General features: G+C 67.9%; 17 protein-coding genes. 9 read left to right on the top strand and 8 right to left on the bottom strand.

The window, feature by feature from the left end; genetic code table 11:
• Positions 1–122: 122 nt before the first annotated feature.
• Positions 123–1,484, top strand: coding sequence for a polysaccharide deacetylase family protein (locus tag AB0F51_RS23260; RefSeq protein ID WP_360283175.1), 1,362 nt, complete (start codon positions 123–125; stop codon positions 1,482–1,484).
• 17 nt (positions 1,485–1,501) lie between these two features.
• On the opposite strand, the gene AB0F51_RS23255 is transcribed toward AB0F51_RS23260, so the two are convergent.
• The 4 genes from AB0F51_RS23255 to AB0F51_RS23240 form a co-directional block, all read right to left on the bottom strand.
• Positions 1,502–2,494, bottom strand: a complete 993-nt coding sequence (locus AB0F51_RS23255; protein WP_360283173.1) for a TIGR03842 family LLM class F420-dependent oxidoreductase — start codon at positions 2,492–2,494, stop codon at positions 1,502–1,504.
• Positions 2,495–2,505: 11 nt separating this feature from the next.
• Positions 2,506–3,912 (bottom strand): dihydropyrimidinase, encoded by a 1,407-nt coding sequence (hydA, locus tag AB0F51_RS23250; protein WP_360283171.1) that lies wholly within the window; start codon positions 3,910–3,912, stop codon positions 2,506–2,508.
• Between the two features lie 18 nt (positions 3,913–3,930).
• On the bottom strand, positions 3,931–4,773 hold the full coding sequence (locus tag AB0F51_RS23245; RefSeq protein WP_360283169.1) for a nitrilase-related carbon-nitrogen hydrolase: 843 nt from the start codon (positions 4,771–4,773) through the stop codon (positions 3,931–3,933).
• A gap of 296 nt (positions 4,774–5,069) precedes the next feature.
• A complete protein-coding gene (locus AB0F51_RS23240) occupies positions 5,070–5,255 on the bottom strand; it encodes a hypothetical protein (protein ID WP_360283167.1) in 186 nt (61 codons plus the stop codon).
• 31 nt (positions 5,256–5,286) lie between these two features.
• On the opposite strand from AB0F51_RS23240, the gene AB0F51_RS23235 reads away from it, so the two are divergent.
• Positions 5,287–5,706, top strand: a complete 420-nt coding sequence (locus AB0F51_RS23235) for an SRPBCC family protein (protein ID WP_360283165.1) — start codon at positions 5,287–5,289, stop codon at positions 5,704–5,706.
• Positions 5,703–6,242 (top strand): TetR family transcriptional regulator, encoded by a 540-nt coding sequence (locus AB0F51_RS23230; protein WP_360283163.1) that lies wholly within the window; start codon positions 5,703–5,705, stop codon positions 6,240–6,242. The genes AB0F51_RS23235 and AB0F51_RS23230 overlap by 4 nt, the downstream gene beginning before the upstream one ends.
• On the opposite strand, the gene AB0F51_RS23225 is transcribed toward AB0F51_RS23230, so the two are convergent.
• A complete protein-coding gene (locus tag AB0F51_RS23225) occupies positions 6,239–7,399 on the bottom strand; it encodes a serpin family protein (RefSeq protein ID WP_360283161.1) in 1,161 nt (386 codons plus the stop codon). The two genes, AB0F51_RS23230 and AB0F51_RS23225, sit on opposite strands and share 4 nt — an antisense overlap.
• Positions 7,400–7,598: 199 nt before the next feature.
• Here AB0F51_RS23225 and AB0F51_RS23220 point away from each other — a divergent pair, with 199 nt between their 5' ends.
• Both AB0F51_RS23220 and AB0F51_RS23215 read left to right on the top strand, forming a co-directional pair.
• Complete coding sequence (locus tag AB0F51_RS23220; protein WP_360283159.1) at positions 7,599–8,690, top strand: permease; 1,092 nt, start codon at positions 7,599–7,601, stop codon at positions 8,688–8,690.
• Positions 8,687–9,412 carry a TIGR03943 family protein gene (locus AB0F51_RS23215; RefSeq protein ID WP_360283157.1) on the top strand — a complete coding sequence of 242 codons (726 nt, stop codon included), beginning with the start codon at positions 8,687–8,689 and terminating at the stop codon, positions 9,410–9,412. Before AB0F51_RS23220 ends, AB0F51_RS23215 begins: the two co-directional genes overlap by 4 nt.
• On the opposite strand, the gene AB0F51_RS23210 is transcribed toward AB0F51_RS23215, so the two are convergent.
• The gene (locus AB0F51_RS23210; protein WP_360283155.1) at positions 9,366–10,289 is read right to left on the bottom strand and encodes an EamA family transporter; all 924 of its coding nucleotides are present in this window, start codon (positions 10,287–10,289) and stop codon (positions 9,366–9,368) included. The two genes, AB0F51_RS23215 and AB0F51_RS23210, sit on opposite strands and share 47 nt — an antisense overlap.
• A 73-nt stretch (positions 10,290–10,362) precedes the next feature.
• Between AB0F51_RS23210 and AB0F51_RS23205 the strand changes: the two genes are divergently transcribed.
• On the top strand, positions 10,363–11,271 hold the full coding sequence (locus AB0F51_RS23205; protein WP_360283153.1) for a LysR family transcriptional regulator: 909 nt from the start codon (positions 10,363–10,365) through the stop codon (positions 11,269–11,271).
• On the opposite strand, the gene AB0F51_RS23200 is transcribed toward AB0F51_RS23205, so the two are convergent.
• Positions 11,268–12,626, bottom strand: a complete 1,359-nt coding sequence (locus tag AB0F51_RS23200; RefSeq protein WP_360283151.1) for a 2-isopropylmalate synthase — start codon at positions 12,624–12,626, stop codon at positions 11,268–11,270. The genes AB0F51_RS23205 and AB0F51_RS23200 overlap by 4 nt on opposite strands.
• A gap of 169 nt (positions 12,627–12,795) precedes the next feature.
• On the opposite strand from AB0F51_RS23200, the gene AB0F51_RS23195 reads away from it, so the two are divergent.
• A complete protein-coding gene (locus tag AB0F51_RS23195; protein ID WP_360283149.1) occupies positions 12,796–13,482 on the top strand; it encodes a FadR/GntR family transcriptional regulator in 687 nt (228 codons plus the stop codon).
• A gap of 267 nt (positions 13,483–13,749) precedes the next feature.
• Positions 13,750–16,083, top strand: coding sequence for a cellulase family glycosylhydrolase (locus AB0F51_RS23190; RefSeq protein WP_360283147.1), 2,334 nt, complete (start codon positions 13,750–13,752; stop codon positions 16,081–16,083).
• 141 nt (positions 16,084–16,224) lie between these two features.
• Here the strand turns inward: AB0F51_RS23190 and AB0F51_RS23185 are convergent, their stop codons facing one another.
• Positions 16,225–17,061 (bottom strand): helix-turn-helix transcriptional regulator, encoded by an 837-nt coding sequence (locus AB0F51_RS23185; RefSeq protein ID WP_360283477.1) that lies wholly within the window; start codon positions 17,059–17,061, stop codon positions 16,225–16,227.
• Between the two features lie 131 nt (positions 17,062–17,192).
• Between AB0F51_RS23185 and AB0F51_RS23180 the strand changes: the two genes are divergently transcribed.
• Complete coding sequence (locus AB0F51_RS23180; protein ID WP_360283145.1) at positions 17,193–18,620, top strand: MFS transporter; 1,428 nt, start codon at positions 17,193–17,195, stop codon at positions 18,618–18,620.
• The last annotated feature ends 218 nt before the right edge of the window (positions 18,621–18,838 follow it).

Genomic DNA, 18,838 nt, shown 5'->3' with positions numbered 1-18,838 from the left:
CCGGGGATCTCCACCACATTCGACCGGCTGGGCTCTGGTCGGCACGGGTAGTCCGCCGTACGCTGACCTCGTGGTCCCCCTGGGGGCAGGAGCGGGGCCGGGAAGTCAGTGGGGGAAACACCATGCGTCGCCGTCTTTCCTTGATAGTTGCCGCACTCGCCGTAGTGGCGACCTCGCTCACCGCGATCATCCAGCCCGCCGCAGCGGCCACCAACACCATCGTCAGCCTGACCTTCGACGACGGGCACTCCTCGCACATCAACACGTTGCCGATGCTGCAGTCGCGCGGCTTGCGAGGCACCTTCTACGTCAACTCGGGCTGGGTCGGATCCTCGGACTACTACATGCCGTGGTCGGAGATCCACGCTCTGGCTGATGCCGGCAACGAGATCGGCGGGCACACCGTCCGCCACACCAACCTGACCACGGTCAGCCTCGCCACCGCTCAGCGCGAGGTGTGCGACGACCGCGCGAACATCGCCGCCCAAGGGTTCCCGACACCGGTGTCGTTCGCCTATCCGGAGGCTGAGTTCAACGCGACCGCCAAGCAGGTCGTCGCTGGGTGTGGCTATTCGAGCGCCCGCGCGGTCGGCGGCGTCAGCGAGCCCGGCTGCGACGAGTGCCCGCGTGCCGAATCAGTACCGCCAGTCGACGCTTTCGCCTTGCAGACACCGCCATCCGTTGACCTGCGCACCAGCCTTGCCGAGCTCCAGGCCTACGTGACGAACGCCGAGACGAGCGGTGGTGGCTGGGTGGTTCTCACCTTCCACGGGATCTGCTCGAACAGCTGCACCGGCGACCTCTCGTACAGCACGGCGAACTTCACGGCGTTCCTCGACTGGCTCAAGCTGCGCGAGGCGAACGGCACCGTGGTCCGCACCGTCGGAGAGGTGATGGGTGTCGCCTCACCGCCACCGGCCGGCGCCCCGGTCACGAGCATTACCTGCTCCGGAGCACCGTGCTCCAGCGGTTGGTACCGCAGTACTTCGGTGAACGTCGCGTTGAGTGCCTCCGACCCGGACGGCTCGGCAGTCGCGAGCACGCGGTACACGACCGACGGTAGCGACCCGACAACCAGCGCGACCGCAAGCAACTACGCGGGACCGTTCGCAGTGACCAGTACGACGACAGTGCGGTACTACTCGACGGATGTGGACGGTCACGCGGAGACGGTGAAGTCGCAACTGATCCAGCTCGACGCGACCGCCCCGACCGTCACCATGACGAGTCCGCAACCGAACACGTCGTACCGGCGGCGCACGGCCATTCCCTTGGCGGCAACCGCCGGCGATGCCGGTTCTGGTGTCACCAGAGTCGTCTTCCGCGACGGTGCGACAACTCTCGCCACGGACACGACCGCGCCCTACAGCTATTCCTGGAACTCCGGCAACAGAACGGGCAGCCACACCTTGACCGCGGTCGCCACCGACACGGCCGGCAACACGACCACCTCGGCGCCGGTAACGATCACCGTCACCCGTTAGAACGATCACCGCCACCGCTAGAAGTTCGGGATGATTTCCTTGCCGTAGGCAGCCAATGTCTCCTCTTTCGCGTCGTGCTGGAGGTAGAGCGCGAACTGGTCGACACCGATGGACTTGAGTTCTTCCAACCGGGCCAGGTGGTTCGAGACCGGGCCGAGGATGCAGAAGCGGTCGATCACCTCGTCCGGGACGAAGTCGGCGTGGCTGTTGCCGGCGCGGCCGTGCTCGGCGTAGTCGTAGCCCTTGCGGCCCGCGATGTACTCCGTCAGCGCCTTCGGCACGCCACCTGATTCGCCGTACCGGGCGACGATGTCGGCGACGTGGTTGCCCACCATGCCACCGAACCATCGCGTCTGGTCGCGCTGGTGTTGCAGGTCGTCACCGACGTACGCCGGAGCCGCCACGCAGAAGGTGATCTGCTCCGGATCACGACCGGCCTGCTCGGCGGACCGGCGTACCGCCGAGATCATCCAGGCGGCGATGTCGGGATCGGCGAGTTGCAGGATGTAGCCGTCGCCGACCTCACCGGTCACGGCCAGCGCCTTCGGCCCGTACGCCGCGACCCAGACCTCGAGCTTGCCAGCGTCCACCCAGCTGAACTTGAGTTGCTGGCCGCGGTACTCGACCGTGCGCCCGGCCGCGAGCTCGCGGACCACCTCGACGCACTGCTTCAGCTCGGCGAGGGTGCCTGGCTTGGCCCCGAGTGTGCGCAGCGCCGAGTCGCCCCGGCCGATCCCGCAGACCGTGCGGTTGCCGAACATCTCGTTCAGGGTCGCGAACTGGGACGCGATCACGGTCCAGTCGCGGGTGCCGGGATTGGTCACCATCGGCCCGACGACGACCCGTTCGGTCGCGGCCAGGATCTGGCTGTAGATGACGAACGGCTCCTGCCAGAGCAGGTGCGAGTCGAACGTCCACACGTACCGGAAGCCGGCTTCCTCGGCCTTGCGGGCGAGGTCCACCACCGCGGACGCGGGCGGATCACACTGGAACACCACTCCGAAGTCCACGTGTTCGCTCCTTAGACCAGGTACGACGAGAGTCCGCGCTTGAGGTACTTCCCACGTCCCTTCCGGCCATGGTAGTTGCCGTCAGCCACGATCACCTCACCGCGCGAGATCACCGTGCCCACCCGGCCGGCGATCTCCGTCCCCTCGTACGCCGAGTAGTCCATGTTCATGTGATGCGTCTCGACACTCAGCCGGGTGGTGCCCTTCGGGTCGTAGATCACGATGTCGGCATCGGAGCCGGGAGCGATGATGCCCTTGCGCGGATACAGCCCGAACATCCTGGCCGGCGTGGTCGCGATCGTCTCGACCCAGCGTTCCAGCGACAACTGCCCGTCCACGACACCTTGATAGATCAGATCGACGCGATGCTCGACGCCACCGATGCCGTTCGGGATCTTGGAGAAGTCGCCGAGTCCCAGTTCCTTCTGGTCCTTGAAGCAGAACGGGCAGTGGTCGGTCGACACGACCGCCAGATCGTTGCTCCTGAGCCCTTTCCACAGGTCCTTGGCATGCTGCTCGTGCTTGCTGCGCAACGGCGTCGAGCAAACCCATTTGGCGCCTTCGAAGCCGGGCGCGCCCAGCTGGTCTTCCAAGGTCAGGTACAGGTACTGCGGACAGGTCTCCGCAAACACGTTCCGACCGTCGTTCCGCGCTGCCGCAACGGCTTCCAGGGCTCCACTCGCCGACAGGTGCACGATGTAGAGCGGACAGTCGCGGGCGACCTCTGCGAGCGTGATCGCCCGGCTGGTGGCCTCGGTCTCCAGCGCGGCCGGCCGGGTGATGCCGTGGTAGATCGGGTCGGTCTCCCCGCGGGCCAGCGCCTGCTGCACGAGCACGTCGATCGCGATGCCGTTCTCCGCGTGCATCATGATCATCGCGCCGTTCTCACGCGCGGTCTGCATGGCCCGGAGGATCTGCCCGTCGTCGGAGTAGAAGACGCCCGGGTAGGCCATGAACAGCTTGAAACTGCTGATGCCCTCGTCGTTGACGAGCTGGTCCATCGCCTTGAGCGCGTCGTCGTCGACCCCACCGATGATCATGTGGAACGCGTAGTCGATGTGACAGTTGCCCTCGGCCTTCGCGTGCCAGGCGGCCAGCCCGTCCTGCACCACCTCGCCGGTGCGCTGCACGGCGAAGTCGATGATGGTGGTCGTCCCGCCCCACGCCGCGGCCCGGGTCCCGGTCTCGAAGGTGTCGCTGGCCGCGGTACCGCCGAACGGCAGCTCCATGTGCGTGTGCGCGTCGATCCCGCCCGGGATCACATACTTGCCGCTGGCATCGATCACCTCGTCGGCCTGCACCGACTGGCTGTACTGCGGATCGAACACGCCGGCGATCTTCTCGCCCACCACCAGCACGTCGGCCGGTTGCGCACCGGTCGGCCCGATCACCGTTCCACCCTTGACCAGCAGCGACATCCTCGGTGCTCCTTCGGTTTACGGCTTGGTCAGGTCGCCATACGCGTCCGGCCGGCGATCCCGGTAGAACTGCCAGCGGTCCCTGACCGTGTCGAGCATGCTCAGGTCCAGGTCCCGGACGATCAGCTCGGGGTCGTAGGCATGCCCGACGTCACCGACGAACTTGCCCTCGGGATCGACGAAGTACGACGTACCGTAGAAGTCGTTGTCGCCGTAGTCGGACTCGATGCCGACCCGGTTGATGGCCCCGATGAAGTACTCGTTGGCGACCGCCGACGCGGGCTGCTCCAGCTTCCACAGGTACGACGACAACCCGCGGTGGGTGGCCGAGGGGTTGAAGACGATCTTCGCCCCGTTGAGCCCGAGCGCGCGCCAGCCTTCGGGGAAGTGCCGGTCGTAGCAGATGTAGACGCCGATCCGGCCGACGGCGGTGTCGAACACCGGGTAGCCGAGGTTGCCGGGGCGGAAGTAGAACTTCTCCCAGAACCCCTTCACCTGCGGAATGTGGTTCTTCCGGTACTTGCCCAGGTACTTGCCGTCAGCATCGATCACGGCGGCCGTGTTGTACAGCACACCCGGCTGCTCCTGCTCGTACACCGGCAGCACCATCACCATGCCCAGCTCTTCGGCCAGCGCCTGGAACCGCTCGGTGGTCGGGCCGGGCACGCTCTCGGCGTACTCGTAGAACTTGGGATCCTGCAGCTGACAGAAGTACGGCCCGTAGAACAACTCCTGGAAGCAGATGACCTTGGCTCCCGCGGCTGCCGCCTGGCGCGCGTAGTCCTCGTGCGCCTTCGTCATCGACTCCTGGTCGCCCGTCCAGTTCGTCTGAACCAACGCTGCCCTGACCACGTCCGCCATCACTGACCTCCCTAGTGTCCTGAGCCGGAAGTTCCTGCGCATCTCCGGCGCCCAGGCACGCACCTCGCCGCGTTGGAGAAACGCCCACGATGCTGCGCATCGAGGACGCTCCTCCGCCTTGCGATGCACGCACCTGGACACCGGAGCTGCTGCAGCAACTTCCGGCTCAGGACACTCGCCGAGTCCCCATGCTCCATCCGCCACCACCCCGGCGTCAACGACTATCGGTGATCGGGTGGGAACGCCGAACGGCCGGACCGCCTGGAAGGCGCCGGCTGGGTGTTCGGGGAGTCAGGTCAGAGCACCAGGATCGCGGCGACGATGGCGATCACGACGACAACGACGCCGACGACGGCCAGCGTGCGGCCGCTCACCTTGGGGGCGGTGGTGGGCTCGGCCTGGGCCTCGTTGACGAAGGCGCGGAACATCTGGGTGCTCGCTCCCGGGTCCTGTTCGTTGTCCGTCGCGTTGTGGTCAGCCATGGCGCAGACCCTACCGTGTACCATTTGGTACATGCGCTTCGATCATTCCGTCACCATCGACGCCCCGGCCGAGCGGGTCTGGGCGATTTTCAGCGACGTCGCCCAGTGGCCCACCTGGACGCCGACCATCACTTCGGTAGAGCGGCTCGACGAGGGGCCGCTCCGCGTCGGGGCCCGGACCCGTATCCGGCAGCCCAAACTCCCGGTCGCCGTCTGGGAGGTCACCGAACTGGTCGACGGCCAGTACTTCGAGTGGGTCTCCCGCGCACCCGGTGTGAAGACGACCGGCGGGCACCGGGTCACCGAGACGCCGGAGGGCACCGTCGCGACCGCGACGATCATCCAGGAGGGCCCGCTCGGCTGGCTGTTCGGCCGACTGCTCGCCAAGCTGACCAAGGAGTACATCGCGGTGGAGGGCGAGAGCCTGAAGAAGGTCAGCGAAGGCCGGTGAGCCGGGAGTCTCTGCTCACCGACGCCGTCGAGTACTTCGCGAAGAACGGTATCGGCGACGCCAGCCTGCGGACGATCGCGACCGGCATCGGGTCCAGTCACCGGATGCTGATCTACCACTTCGGCTCACGCGAAGGCCTGTTGGCCGAAGTGGTCCGCACGGTCGAGGCTCAGCAGCGGGACCTGCTCGCCAGCCTCGGCGACCAGAACCTCCCGGTCGCCGAGCTGTCCGAGCGTTTCTGGCGCCGCGTCTCCGAGGCCGCGCTGATCTACGGACCGCTCTTCTTCGAGCTGTCCGCGCACGCCATGCAGGACCTCCCGCACACCGAGGCCCTCAAGGCGGACCTGATCAACGTGTGGCTGCCACCGCTGACCGACCTCTGTATCCGCGCCGGCATCCCCGAAGACCAGGCCCCGGCGTACGCGAGGCTCGGCCTGGCCGCCGCGCGTGGACTGTTGTTCGACCTCCTGCTGACCGGCGATCAGGCAGGCGTCGACGAAGCCTCGGCGCTGCTCAACAAGCTGTTCGCTCTTTAACCCGGCTCGGTCGGCTGGTCGATCCAGCCGGCCACCACCGGCAGCCGGGTCTCCCGATGAACGGCGACGAAGGCGAATGGCCGATCGAACGACACATCGAGCCGCCGGGACTGCGTGGTCGGCATCGACGTCCGCATCAAGCCCATCGCCGTCACCGCGGCCGCCTCGAACCCGGTGGCGAAGAACCGCGCGAGCACGGTCTGCTTCGCCTGGCCGACCACCAACTGCTCCGGACTGATCGCGCTGAAATGCCCCGACCCGCGAGGCGACGACGTCACTGCCGACAGCCCGAAGATCTCCCGCAAGGCCAGCAGGTCATGCTCGACCTGCACGCTGAATGCCGGCACGGAGAGCTTCACCTCCGGCACCGGAGCAGTCGTCTGCCCGATCCTCACGCCGGGCGCCACCTCATCGCCAGGCTCACCCTGCTCAACCAGCTCCGCTCCACCCACACCGCCCCCGGCAGCTGCCAGCAAGCCCGTCAGTACGTCGCCCTGCGCCGCTTCCACCGAGCCGATGCCGAGCAGCACATCCACATCGGCCTCACCCTGCACGGTCACCACCGTCAGACCGTCGTACCGGCTGACGGTGCTCAGGTCGCGATCGCGGCGCTCCAGCCAATGCCAGGTCCCGCCCGCCCAAGGGCCGTCGTTCACCCGCTTGAGCTGCTCGGTGAACGGCCGCGCCCAGGTGGTCCGCAGCGACAACGCCGACGCCAGTACTACGGCGAGGTCCGGCGTGACCTCGAGCGGCATCTCGCGGATCAGGTTGTCGGTGTGCTCGGCAGCCCACGCATCAAGCTTCGCCTTGTCACCGGCCAGATCCCCCGTCAACGTCCCGGTCAACGCAGCCGGTACTACGGAATCGAACGACTCGCTCAGCTTCAGTTGCTCGTGAATCCAGATCCCGAGCGCCGCGTGCAGATCAGCCGCGTCGTCCACAGCACCCAGCAGCTCGACGGCCTTCGCGGCGCCGGTCGCGGCATCGACACCGGCCGCCTCGGCCAGCTCGCTGCGGCCGGGCTCGTCGGCCGCGGTCGCGAGAAGAGCAAGCAGTGGCCAGAGCCCGAGCCCGGACACAACTGTGTTGCCGGGCGGCAACTCCCGGGCCCAGCGCGCGGTGAGGTGGTTGACGGCCTGAACGACGTCGGCATCCATGCCGTCCACCCTGCCACGCTCCGGGTCAGGCTGCCCGCGGCACAGGATTTCCTTCGCGCCGCAGGCTTTTTCTGTCCCCGGGCCGGCCGAGCTGCCGGACCGAGCGAGTGTGACTATTGGCCGGAATTACGCTGATTTTCATTTCGCCGGTGCGGTGTGTGCTCGTCCGGGCGCGTTCCGCTGTGTCAGGATGCCGCCCATGAGCACGCCAGCCGACTCCGCCGCGTCCACGGCAGAGCAGGATTCCGCCGCCGCGACGGCAGATCCCGCCGCGCCGGTCGGGCCGCCGCCACTGCCCTCCACCGAGCCGGAAACGCCAGGGCCCGAGGAGCCGGGCGGGTCGTCGATCGTGTTCACGCTGACCCTGATCGTGCTGGTCGGGCTGGCGCTGTTCGGCCGGAAGATCTTCGCCGGGCTGTTCACCGACGACGGCGTCCGGACCTGGGCCACCATGTTCGTCGGCGTGACCGTCCAGGCGCTGCCCTTCCTCGTCCTCGGTGTGCTCCTCTCGGCCGCACTGACCGCGTTCATCCCGCCGTCGTTCTTCGCGAGGGCACTGCCCAAGCACCCCGCGCTCGCCGTACCGGTCGCCAGCGCGTCCGGCGTGATCCTGCCGGGGTGCGAATGCGCGTCCGTGCCGGTGTCGGCCGCGCTGATGAACCGCGGTGTCACCCCCGCGGCGGCCATCGCGTTCCTGCTCTCTGCGCCGGCGATCAACCCGGTGGTCCTCGCGTCCACCGCGGTCGCGTTCCCCGGGCAGCCGAAGGTGGTGGTCGCGCGAGCGGTCACCTCGCTGGGCGTCTCGATGGTCCTCGGCTGGCTGTGGCTGGCGACCGGCAAGGGCAGCTCCTGGCTGAAGATCCCGAAGAACCGGCACGCCGAGGGCACCGCGAAGCTCGAGGTGTTCCGCTCGTCGATGCTGCACGACTTCCTGCACGCGGGCGGCTTCCTGGTCGTCGGCGCGGCCGCCGCGGCCACCCTGAACGTCGTCGTACCGAGGGAATGGCTCGACCACGTGGCGGCGAACCTGCTGCTCTCGGTCGTCGTCCTCGGCCTGCTCGCCGTCCTGCTCGCGATCTGCTCCGAGGCCGACGCGTTCGTCGCGGCCAGCCTGACCCAGTTCTCGCTGACCGCGCGGCTGGCGTTCATGGTGGTCGGGCCGATCGTCGACGTGAAGCTGATCGCGCTGCAGGCCGGCACGTTCGGGCCCAAGTTCGCGATCAGATTCGCTCCGGCCACCTTCGTGGTCGCGATCCTGTCCAGTCTTCTCGTCGGGTGGTGGCTGCTGTGAGGCGCAATGTCGCGGGTCTGGTCGTCGTCTTCGTCGGCGCCGCGGTGGTGCAACTGGCCACCTCCAACACCTATCTGCGCTACGTGAAGCCCGGGATGCGCTGGATGCTGCTCGCGGCCGGCGTGATCCTGGTCGTGCTCGCTGTCGCCGACGTCCTCGCGGACACCCGCAAGAAGCCCGCCGGTGAGAAGCACGAGCACGCCGACGACGGGCACGGTCACGGCCACCTGCTCCCGCGCGCCGCCTGGCTGCTGGTGATCCCGGTCTTCGCCCTGCTCGTCGTCGACCCGCCCGCCCTCGGCGCGGACGCGGCGCAGCGGCAGTCCCCGGTGGCCGCCAAACCGATCGCACCGAAGAACAACTCCTTCCTCGGCGAAAGCACCAAGGGCAGCGCGCCGGTTCCCCTCGCAGTGCGGGACTACGCCGTCTGGGCGGTGTGGGAGAAGGAGAGCATGAAGGGCCGCAGCTTCCAGCTGACCGGCTTCGTGACGCCGGGCAAGAACGGTGTCTGGTACGTCTCGCGGATCGGCCTGACCTGCTGCGTCGCCGACGGTACGGCGTTCATGGTGGAGGCCCGCGGTCAGGAGGCGCCGCCCAAGAACCAGTGGGTCACCGTGACCGGCGAGTGGGCCGAGCCGACCAAGCGAGCCGATGGCGACGTCGCCGCGCTGACCGTCACCGGAGTACAGACTGTGACTCCGCCCGCCAACCAGTACGAGTGACCTCCGGTACTACGGACTGCCGGTTCCGCCGGCGTACGACGGTGCAGGCCATGCCGCCGATGATCAGGACCGCAGCGATCGCCTGTTGCGGCCCGACCTGCTCACCGCGCAGCAGCCAGGCCGCTCCCATCCCGATCACCGGGACCAGCAGGGAGAAGGGCGCGACGGTGCTGGCGTCGTACTGGCGGAGGAGGAATCCCCAGATGCCGAAGCCGAACAGGGTGGCCGCGAACGAGAGGTAGCCGAGGGCACCTACTCCGGTGAGGCTGATGTTGCGCAGGGCATCGAGATCGTTGCCTACACCCTCGGTCAGCACTGACAGCAGAAGCAAGGGCAGTACGGCGACCGCGCTGACCCAGACCATGAAGCGCAGCGTGTCCTGCGGTTTGGCGCGCCTGGTGATCACATTGGCGACTCCCCAACTTGCTCCGGCCATGATCACCAGCGCCAGCCCGCCAAGCGGCGCCGTGAGCGCGCGGTCGATCAGGATCAGACCCAGACCACAGCAGGCGATCGTGATCCCGGCCAGTTGCGCGGGTCGCGGGCGTTCCCGCAGTACGGCGACCGCGAACAGCAACGTGAAGATCACCTGAGACTGCAGCACCAGCGAAGCCAATCCGGCCGGTACGCCGAGATCCATTGCCAGGAAGAGCAGTCCGAACTTGGCCACTCCGAGGGCCAGCCCCACGCCGATCACGAAGCGCCAGGCGACCCGTGGCCGGCCAAGGATGAAGATGGCCGGCACAGCCGCGAAGAAGAAACGCAGAGCCGAGAACAGCAACGGCGGGAAGTCCTGCAGACCGACCTCGATGACGACGAAGTTGATGCCCCAGACAACCACGGCGGCCAGCGCCAGCAGGACGTGACGAGGATTCATGGTCCCAAGTCTGGGTTCGGCTACAGTTAAGAACCAGCGAAGATTGCTACCCCGTACGTTGTAGGAGATCTACATGATCGATCTGGGCAGGTTGCGCGCGCTGCACGCCGTCGCGACGTACGGATCGGTCGGCGGCGCGGCGGAGGCCCTTGGTTACACCCCGTCGGCGGTCTCGCAGCAGCTCGCCAAGTTGGAGCGCGAGACGCGGACGACGCTGATCGAGAAGCGAGGGCGCGGCATTGTCCTCACCGACGCCGCCCAGCAGCTCGCGGCCACGGCGTCCCACGTCCTGCAACTGGTCGAGAACGCCGAGCTCCAGTTGGAGGAGCAGCGCGGCCAGGCGATCGGCTCGCTGGCGATCGCCGCTTTCCCGACCGCCGCTCGCGGGCTGCTCCCGGCCGTCCTGCCGCAACTGATCGACCAGCATCCGGGCCTCGAGGTGAGCGTGATCGAGACGGACCCGTTCGAGGCGGTTGCCGCGGTCACCCGCGGGGAGATCCAGATCGCCATCGTGCACGACTGGCACAACACTCCGCTCACGATCCCGGAGGAGCTGTCCCGCACGAAGCTCGGCACCGACCCCGCCGACGTCCTGGTGCCGACCTCGCATCGGCTGGCGGGCAAGGAGTTCGTGCGCGCGGACGACCTGGTCGGCGAGCGCTGGATCTGCCAGCCGGCCGGGTCGATCTGCCACGAGTGGCTGGTCCGCACGATGCGCAAGGCCGGCGTGGAGCCAGAGGTCGCCTACTTGATCGCGGAGTACCAGACCCAGCTCGCCTTACTTGCCCGAGGCATCGGCATCGGCCTGCTCCCCCGCCTCGGCCGCGGCCCGCTGCCTTCCGGAGTAGTCGCCATCCCCCTCCAGCCCGCCCCGACCCGCCGCCTGTACGCCGTCTGGCGCACCGCGACAGCCCGCCGGCCCGCAATCGCGGTAACCCTCACCGCCCTGCGAGCCGGCTGGCCGTCCCGCGACACTGCCTAGTTAGCTGACGAATAGCTCTTGTAGAGGTCGTGCAGCTGGGCCGGCGTCGCTTCAGTCCCGGTTCGGTCGGTGTGGCGTTGGACGTGGTGGGCGAACTCGACCTGCTCCTCGGGCGTCAGCTCGATGCCGTACTCCGTTTCGAGCAGGTAGGCGATCCCGCCTTTGCCCGACTGGCTGTTGACCCGGATCACGGCGTCGTACGTCCGGCCCACGTCTGCCGGGTCGATCGGCAGATAGGGGACGGCCCATGGGTGTTCGGAGGAGGGGACCCCCGCTTCGGCCGCCCGACGGTGGTGGTCGGCCAGGCCCTTCTTGATCGCGTCCTGGTGGGTCCCCGAGAAGGCGGTGTAGACGAGATCCCCGACGTACGGGTGCCGGGCGGGTACGTCGAGGCGGGTGCAGTACTCGACGACCCGGCGGATCTCGTCGATGTTGGAGAAGTCGATCATCGGGTCGACCCCCTGAGCGTGCAGGTTGAGCGCGAGGGTGGCGATGTCGACGTTGCCGGTGCGCTCACCGTTGCCGAAGATGCAGCCCTCGACCCGCTGTGCGCCGGCCAGTACGGCGAGCTCGGCACAGGCGATACCGGTCCCGCGGTCGTTGTGCGGGTGCACCGACAGGATCACGCCGTCGCGCCGGGCCAGGTTCCGGTCCATGTACTCGATCTGGTCGGCATAGATGTTGGGGGTGGCGACCTCCACCGTGGCCGGCAGGTTCAGGATGACCGGGCGCTCCGGGGTCGCATCCCAGAGCCGGGTCACACCGTCGCAGAGCTCGAGGATGTAGTCGGGCTCGGTCAGGTTGAAGACCTCGGGCGAGAACTCGAACCGTACGTTCGCCGGTGCGGCCCGCAGGACCTGCTCGGCACCGGCGAAGATCATCGCGGCGAGTTCGGCGCGACTGCGACGCAGTACCAGCTCGCGCCAGGCCGGGGCGGTCGCGGCGTACATGTGCACGACGACCGGGGTGCGGATGCCCTTGATCGATTCCAGCGTGCGGGCGATCAGGTCCGGCCGGGCCGGTGTGAACACCGCGATGGTCACGTCGTCAGGCACCAGGTCCGACTCGGCGAGCAGCCGGACGAAGTCGAAGTCGGTCTGCGAGGCGGACGGGTAGCCGACCTCGATCTCTTTGTAGCCGATGGCAACCATCAGGTCGAAGAACCGGCGCTTGCGGGCCGGATCCATCGGCTCGGGCAGTGCCTGGTTGCCGTCCCGGAGGTCGACCGGCACCCACAGTGGCGCGGAGGTGATCGATCGTTCGGGCCAGCGGCGGTCGGTCAGTGGGATCTCGACCCGGGCGTGCACATCGCGGTAGCGGTGGCTGGGCATGCCGGACGGGCATTGAGGGAACATGTCGCGGATTTCCTTTGCTGCAGCGGGTTTGCGACCGGCGCACGCTCGACTCCACGGCGGGGTGCCAGTCGGATTCAGGCCCCGCCGTGGCACCCGAGAAGCAGGCCGCTGCACGACATGCCGGCCACTCTAGACCGAGACAACTCCTCAGACAAGCTGAGAAGTTAAGATGGCAGTCATGATTCGCCGCCATCCCCTCGCCGAGCAGGCGGCAGAAGAGTTGCTGCGCCGCATCGGCGCGGGCGAATGGACCCCCGGCGACAAGCTGCCCGGCGAGACGACACTGGCGACCCAGTTGGGTGTCGGCCGGTCGACGATCCGGGAGGCCGTCCGCGAGTTGGCGGGTCAGCGGGTCCTGGAGAGCCGTCAGGGCGCAGGGGTGTTCGTGATCGCCACCCAGCCGGCGCAGGAGTGGGAACTGGTCCTGCACCGGGCGGACATCGCCGATGTACTGGAATGTCGACTCGCGATCGAGACGGAGGCCGCGCGTCTGGCCGCGCATCGCCGTACGCCGGCTGATCTGCGGCTACTCCGGCAGGTGCTCGCGGAGCGCGACACGGCAGCCCGCGAGGCGGCGGATGCGGAGTACGTCGAAGCTGACCTCGTGTTCCACCGAGCTGTTGTCACAGCCGCGCACAACCCGGTGCTCGCGGAACTGTTCGACACCTTCGTACCGCGGGTCCGCCGGGCGATGCTCGACATGCTGCGGCTCGACCGCCCGAGTGGTCGGCACCGGGCGACCGCCGACCAGGTGGCACACGAATCGATCGTCGACGCGATCCGCGCCCGGGACCCCGAGCGCGCCACCCTCCGGGTCCGCTCGCACCTTTCCGGAATCCGCGACACCGTCCGCTGAGCTCCGGCTCCCTCGATCCGCCCCCTGGCGCCGGCCACGGGATCCGGCCACTGCGATTCGGCCCGGTGCAATTCGGCCGGTGCAATTCGCCCGCTGGAAGCTCGATCGGCGGCGGTAGTTCCGCCCCACGGGAATTAGGCCGGGCACCGTTGGCGACCAATTGACAGCGTGCTGTATCAGGGCTAAGTTCCGGGAAATCTATTAGGAAAGTTTCCTAATAACAGTCCCTCTCTCGTCCCCGCCCCTGACGCAGTAGGAGGCTCACCCATGATCCGCCCCCGATGGGTCGCCCTGGTTGCGGGTGCCGCGCTTGCCGCGACGGCACTCGTCACAACCGGTGCGGGCCCCAGCTCCGCCGCCGCAGTCAACTACGAGTCCGAAGCAGCCACCATCTCCCAAGGTGTCGTCGAGTCGAACCACGCCGGTTTCACCGGCACCGGCTTCGTCAACTTCGACAACGTCGTCGGCAGCTCGGTGGAGTACACCGTGACCGCACCGACGGCCGGCTCGTACTCCCTCACCTTCCGCTACGCCAACGGCACCACGGCCAACCGCCCGCTCGATGTCACCGTGAACGGAACGCTCGCCGCCGATGACCTCGCATTCCCGGGTACCGGCGCGTGGACGACGTACAAGACCGTCACCGCCACCGCGACACTGGTTGCCGGGACCAACAAGATCAAGACCACCGCGGTCACCGCGAACGGTGGCCCCAACGCGGACTCGCTGACAGTCGACACCGTCCAGGGTCCCGGTCCCGTCGGCACGCCGGTCTCGATCAACGGTCAGCTGCGCGTCTGCGGCACCAAGCTCTGCAACCAGTACGGCAACCCGATCCAGCTGCGCGGGATGAGCACGCACGGCCTGCAGTGGTACGCCAACTGCGTGAAGACGGCCTCCCTGGACGCGCTCGCGACCGACTGGAACGCCGACATCCTGCGGATCTCGATGTACGTCGCCGCGAAGGAAGGCGGCTACGAGACCGACCCGCGCAAGTTCACCGACATGGTCCACGGCTACATCGAGGAAGCCACCAAGCGCGGCATGTACGCGCTGGTCGACTGGCACCAGCTCGACCCGGGTGACCCGAACGTCTACACGGCCAAGGCCAAGACGTTCTTCGCCGAGATCGCCGAGCGGCACAAGAACAAGACCAACATCATCTACGACATCGCCAACGAGCCGAACAACGTCAGCTGGGCCGGGATCAAGAACTACGCCGAGCAGCTGATCCCCGTCATCCGCGCCAAGGACCCCGACAGCGTGGTGTTCGTCGGCACCCACGGCTGGGCCTCGCTGGGCGTGTCCGACGGCCGGACCGAAGCCGACGTGATCAACAACCCGATCAACGCGACGAACTTCATGTACACCTTCCACTTCTACGCCGCGTCGCACCACGACGAGTACTTCAACGCGCTGTCGCGGGCCGCGGACAAGATCCCGCTGTTCGTCACCGAGTTCGGCACCCAGAACTTCGCCGGTGAGGACGCCAACGACTTCGCCTACTCGCAGAAGTACCTGGACTTCCTGGCCAGCAAGAAGATCGGCTGGACCAACTGGAACTTCTCCGACGACTTCCGCTCCGGTGCGGTCTTCAAGGAGGGCACCTGCGCCGGGAACAACTTCACCGGCACCTCGATGCTGAAGCCCGCCGGCGTCTGGGTCCGCGACCGGATCCGTACCCCGGACGACTTCCCGACCACGTCGGCTCCGGAGACCCCGGAGACAACCATCAACGTCAGCACGGCGACGGAGCTCAAAGCCGCGCTGACCAACGCCCGGCCGGGCGACGTCATCAAACTTGCCGACGGCACCTACACCGGAAACTTCAAGACCACGGTCTCCGGCACCTCCTCGGCACCGATCAGGCTCACCGGTACTGCGCGGGCGGTGCTAACCGCCGGCGGTGGGTACGGCCTGCACCTCGACGGTGCGAGCCACTGGCAGGTGTCGGGCATCACCGTCACCGGCGGCCAGAAGGGCATCATGATCGACCGGGCCACCCGTGTCGTGATCGACGGCGTCACCGTGCACGGCCTGGAGATGGAGGGCGTGCACTTCCGTAACAGCAGCACCTACGGCACGATCCGCAACTCGAAGATCTACGACACCGGCAACGACGGCCGCGGGATGGGCGAAGGGGTGTACGTCGGCAGCGCCGGTGGTACCACGGACAACTCCGACAACGTGCAGATCCTCGACAACGTGATCGGTCCGGACGTCGGCGGCGAGGCCATCGACCTGAAGGAGGGCACCAAGAACGGCCGGGTGGCCGGCAACTCCTTCGACGGCCGCGGGCTGACCGGCGCGAACTACGACGACAGCTGGATCGATGTCAAGGGCAACAACTACCTGATCGAGAACAACACCGGCAAGAACACCACCAACAACGGGTTCGAGACCCACACCCAGCAGTCCGGCTGGGGCTGCGGAACGGTCTTCCGCAACAACACCTCGGACCTGACCGGCGCGACCGGCTCGGGGCGGTACGCGTTCAACATCACCAACTACAACGCGTCCACCTGCAAGGTGACCATCGACCGCACCAACACCGTGATCGGCGGGCGGGGTCTGGCCAACCCCGGTATCCCGATCAGCTGAACCGGATCGGCCGGCGGACCCCGCCTCAGGTCCGTCGGCCGGTCTCCGCACGACCGGCCGCTCCGCCCCGTCGCCCGGTCGTGCGTGGGGGTCCCGCTCGCGGGACAAGAGGTTGCCGGGGGCAGCTATTGCCCCCGGCAATCATCCGTCGACGAGCAGCCGCAGCTTGGCCTCGGTCTCCTCGTCCACCGGCGTGTAGACGGTCGACCGCAGCTGACCGAGCTGGCTCAGCCACAGGTTCACCGCCTCCATCCGCAGCAACCCGACCCGCTCGTTGTTCAGCACCTTGACCTTCGAGCTCGGCGCGGCGACGTCGTACCGCTCCCAGAGCTCGGCGAACAGCGGTGAGCTCGCCAGCAGCCGTCCGGTCAGGTCCTGCCAGCTCGGCTCGCCGAGGTGGTCAGCGGACGCGGCCCGGTACGCCGCGACCATGTGCAGCTTGATCGAATCGCTGTCGGCGAAGGCGCAGCGCCACTCCTTCGACGCGAAGGTCAGCCAGAGCAGGTTGCGCTCCTCGATCGGGATCGCGTCGATGTCGATGATCACCTTGCAGTAGGCGTCGTTGAACGCCAGGACGTCGTACCGGGAGTTCAGCACCTGCGCTGGGTACGGCGAGAGCTGGTCGAGCATCTTCTGGACGGAGCCGGGGAGCGAGGCGCAGTCACCCTTGGCCGGGCCGAGCACGAGGCCCGCCAGTGTGTAGAGGTGGTTCCGCTCCAGCCGGTCGAGCCGCAGCGTCCGGGAGATCGCTTCGAGCACCTGGGCGGACACGTTGATGTCGCGCCCCTGCTCCAGCCAGGTGTACCAAGTGACTCCGACCCCGGCGAGCTGGGCGACCTCCTCACGCCGCAGACCCGGCGTACGGCGACGGCCTCCTGGCGCGAAGCCGACTTCTTCAGGCTGGATGCGCTCGCGCCGGCTGCGCAGGAAGGCCGACATGGCCCGGCGGCGCTCGTCCTTGTCGGTGCCGGCTGGCATGCTGCTCACGAGAGTCACCCTTTTATCGTGCAGGCTCGACTGGCCGCGGGAAAGGCTGGTGCCAGGTGCTGCCAATACCAGGATAACCAGGCTCTCACCACCAGCTTGCGGCAGCGCGCATGCTGGGGCTCATGACAGATCAGCTCCAATCCGCCCCGGTGGTCACCCCACCACCGGTCAAGTCACCGCTCGGCCCCGTTGCTCTCACGACTCTGCTCTTCGGCGCCTTCCTGCCGATGCTGTCCTTCTTCATCATCAATGTCGCGCTGCCCGCGATCGGCACGGATCTGCAGGCGAACGCGGGTGAGCTGCAGCTCGTGGTCGGCAGCTACGGCATCGCCAACGCGACGCTGCTCGTGGTCGGCGGCCGGCTCGGCGACGGCTTCGGCCGCAAGCGGCTGTTCCTGGCCGGGCTCATCGGCTTCACGGTGATGTCGCTGATCTGCGCGATCGCACCGACCATCGGCGTACTGCTCGCCGCCCGCGTCGTCCAGGGTGCGGCGGCCGCGGCGATGACGCCCCAGGTGCTCGCTTCGATCAGCAGCCTGCTCACCGGCGAACACCGGGCCCGCGCGATGGCGATGTTCGGCGTCGCGGGTGGGGCGGCGGCCGCGCTGGGCCAGATCCTCGGTGGTGTCCTGGTCGAGGCCAACGTGTTCGACCTCGGCTGGCGGGCTGTGTTCCTGGTCAACGTCCCGGTCGGGCTGGTCGCGGTGGTGGCTGCCGTGAGGCTGTTGCCCGAGACTCGTGCCGACAAGGCGCAGCGGGTCGACCTGGTCGGCGCCGGGCTCCTCGCGCTCGCGCTGGTCCTGCTGCTGCTCCCCCTGACCGAGGGACGCCCGCTCGGCTGGCCGGCCTGGACCTGGGCCTCACTGGCTGCCACGATTCCGGCGGTCGCGCTGCTCGGCGTACACCAGCATCGTGCGGAGAAGGCCGGCTCCGCTCCCCTGATCCCTCCGTCCGTACTACGGCTGCGCCCGATGCGGATCGGCCTGCTGCTGGCCGTCGGGTTCTTCACCACCTTCGGCGGGTTCATGTTCGTCTTCGCGCTGGCCACCCAGGGCGAGGCCGGGATGTCCCCACTGGAAGGCGGTCTGAGCCTGCTGCCGATGGCGGTCGGCTTCCTGATCACGTCGGTCTACGGGCCTCGTCTGCAGCAGCGGTTCGGCGCCGGTCTGCTGTTGCGCGGCTGGATCATCCAGTCCGTCGGGTACGCCGTACTGGCGGTGGTCGCGCTCACCTTGTGGCCGGACGTGACGCCGTGGACGCTGGCGATCCCCATGCTGATCGCAGGGTTCGGCGGCGGTCTGGTGATGGTTCCGCTGATGGGTGTGGTGCTCGGCCAGGTCCCGCCGGCCCAGGCTGGGCTCGGCAGCGGCATCCTGCTCACCAGCCAGCAGACGTGTCTCGCCCTCGGGGCGGCAACCGTCGGTACGGCGTACCTGTCCCTGGCCGGCACTTCCTGGGGCCAGGGCGGCGCACTGGCGGCGGTAGCCCTCGCGATCACCGCCATCTCCCTACTGATGACCCCAGTAACCCACCAACTCCGTTCCAAGTAACCCGGTGGCAGGGCTGGCGGGCTCGGGGTGTGTACGACGCCCACGCGCCCGCCACCTCCGCTCCTACGTCGCTGCGGTTCTGGGACGCTCCCACCCACCCTTGGCTTAGGCGCTCCTGCGTCGCGCGACCTGCGACTACCTCACGCCCGCCGGACCCGCCGGCCGCCCACGCCCGCCACCTCCGCTCATACGTCGCTTCGGTTCTAGCACTGCTTGGC

This window comes from Kribbella sp. NPDC023855 (assembly GCF_040639475.1).
Classification (GTDB): Bacteria; Actinomycetota; Actinomycetes; order Propionibacteriales; family Kribbellaceae; genus Kribbella.
This window is presented reverse-complemented; position numbering and strand designations above follow the sequence as displayed.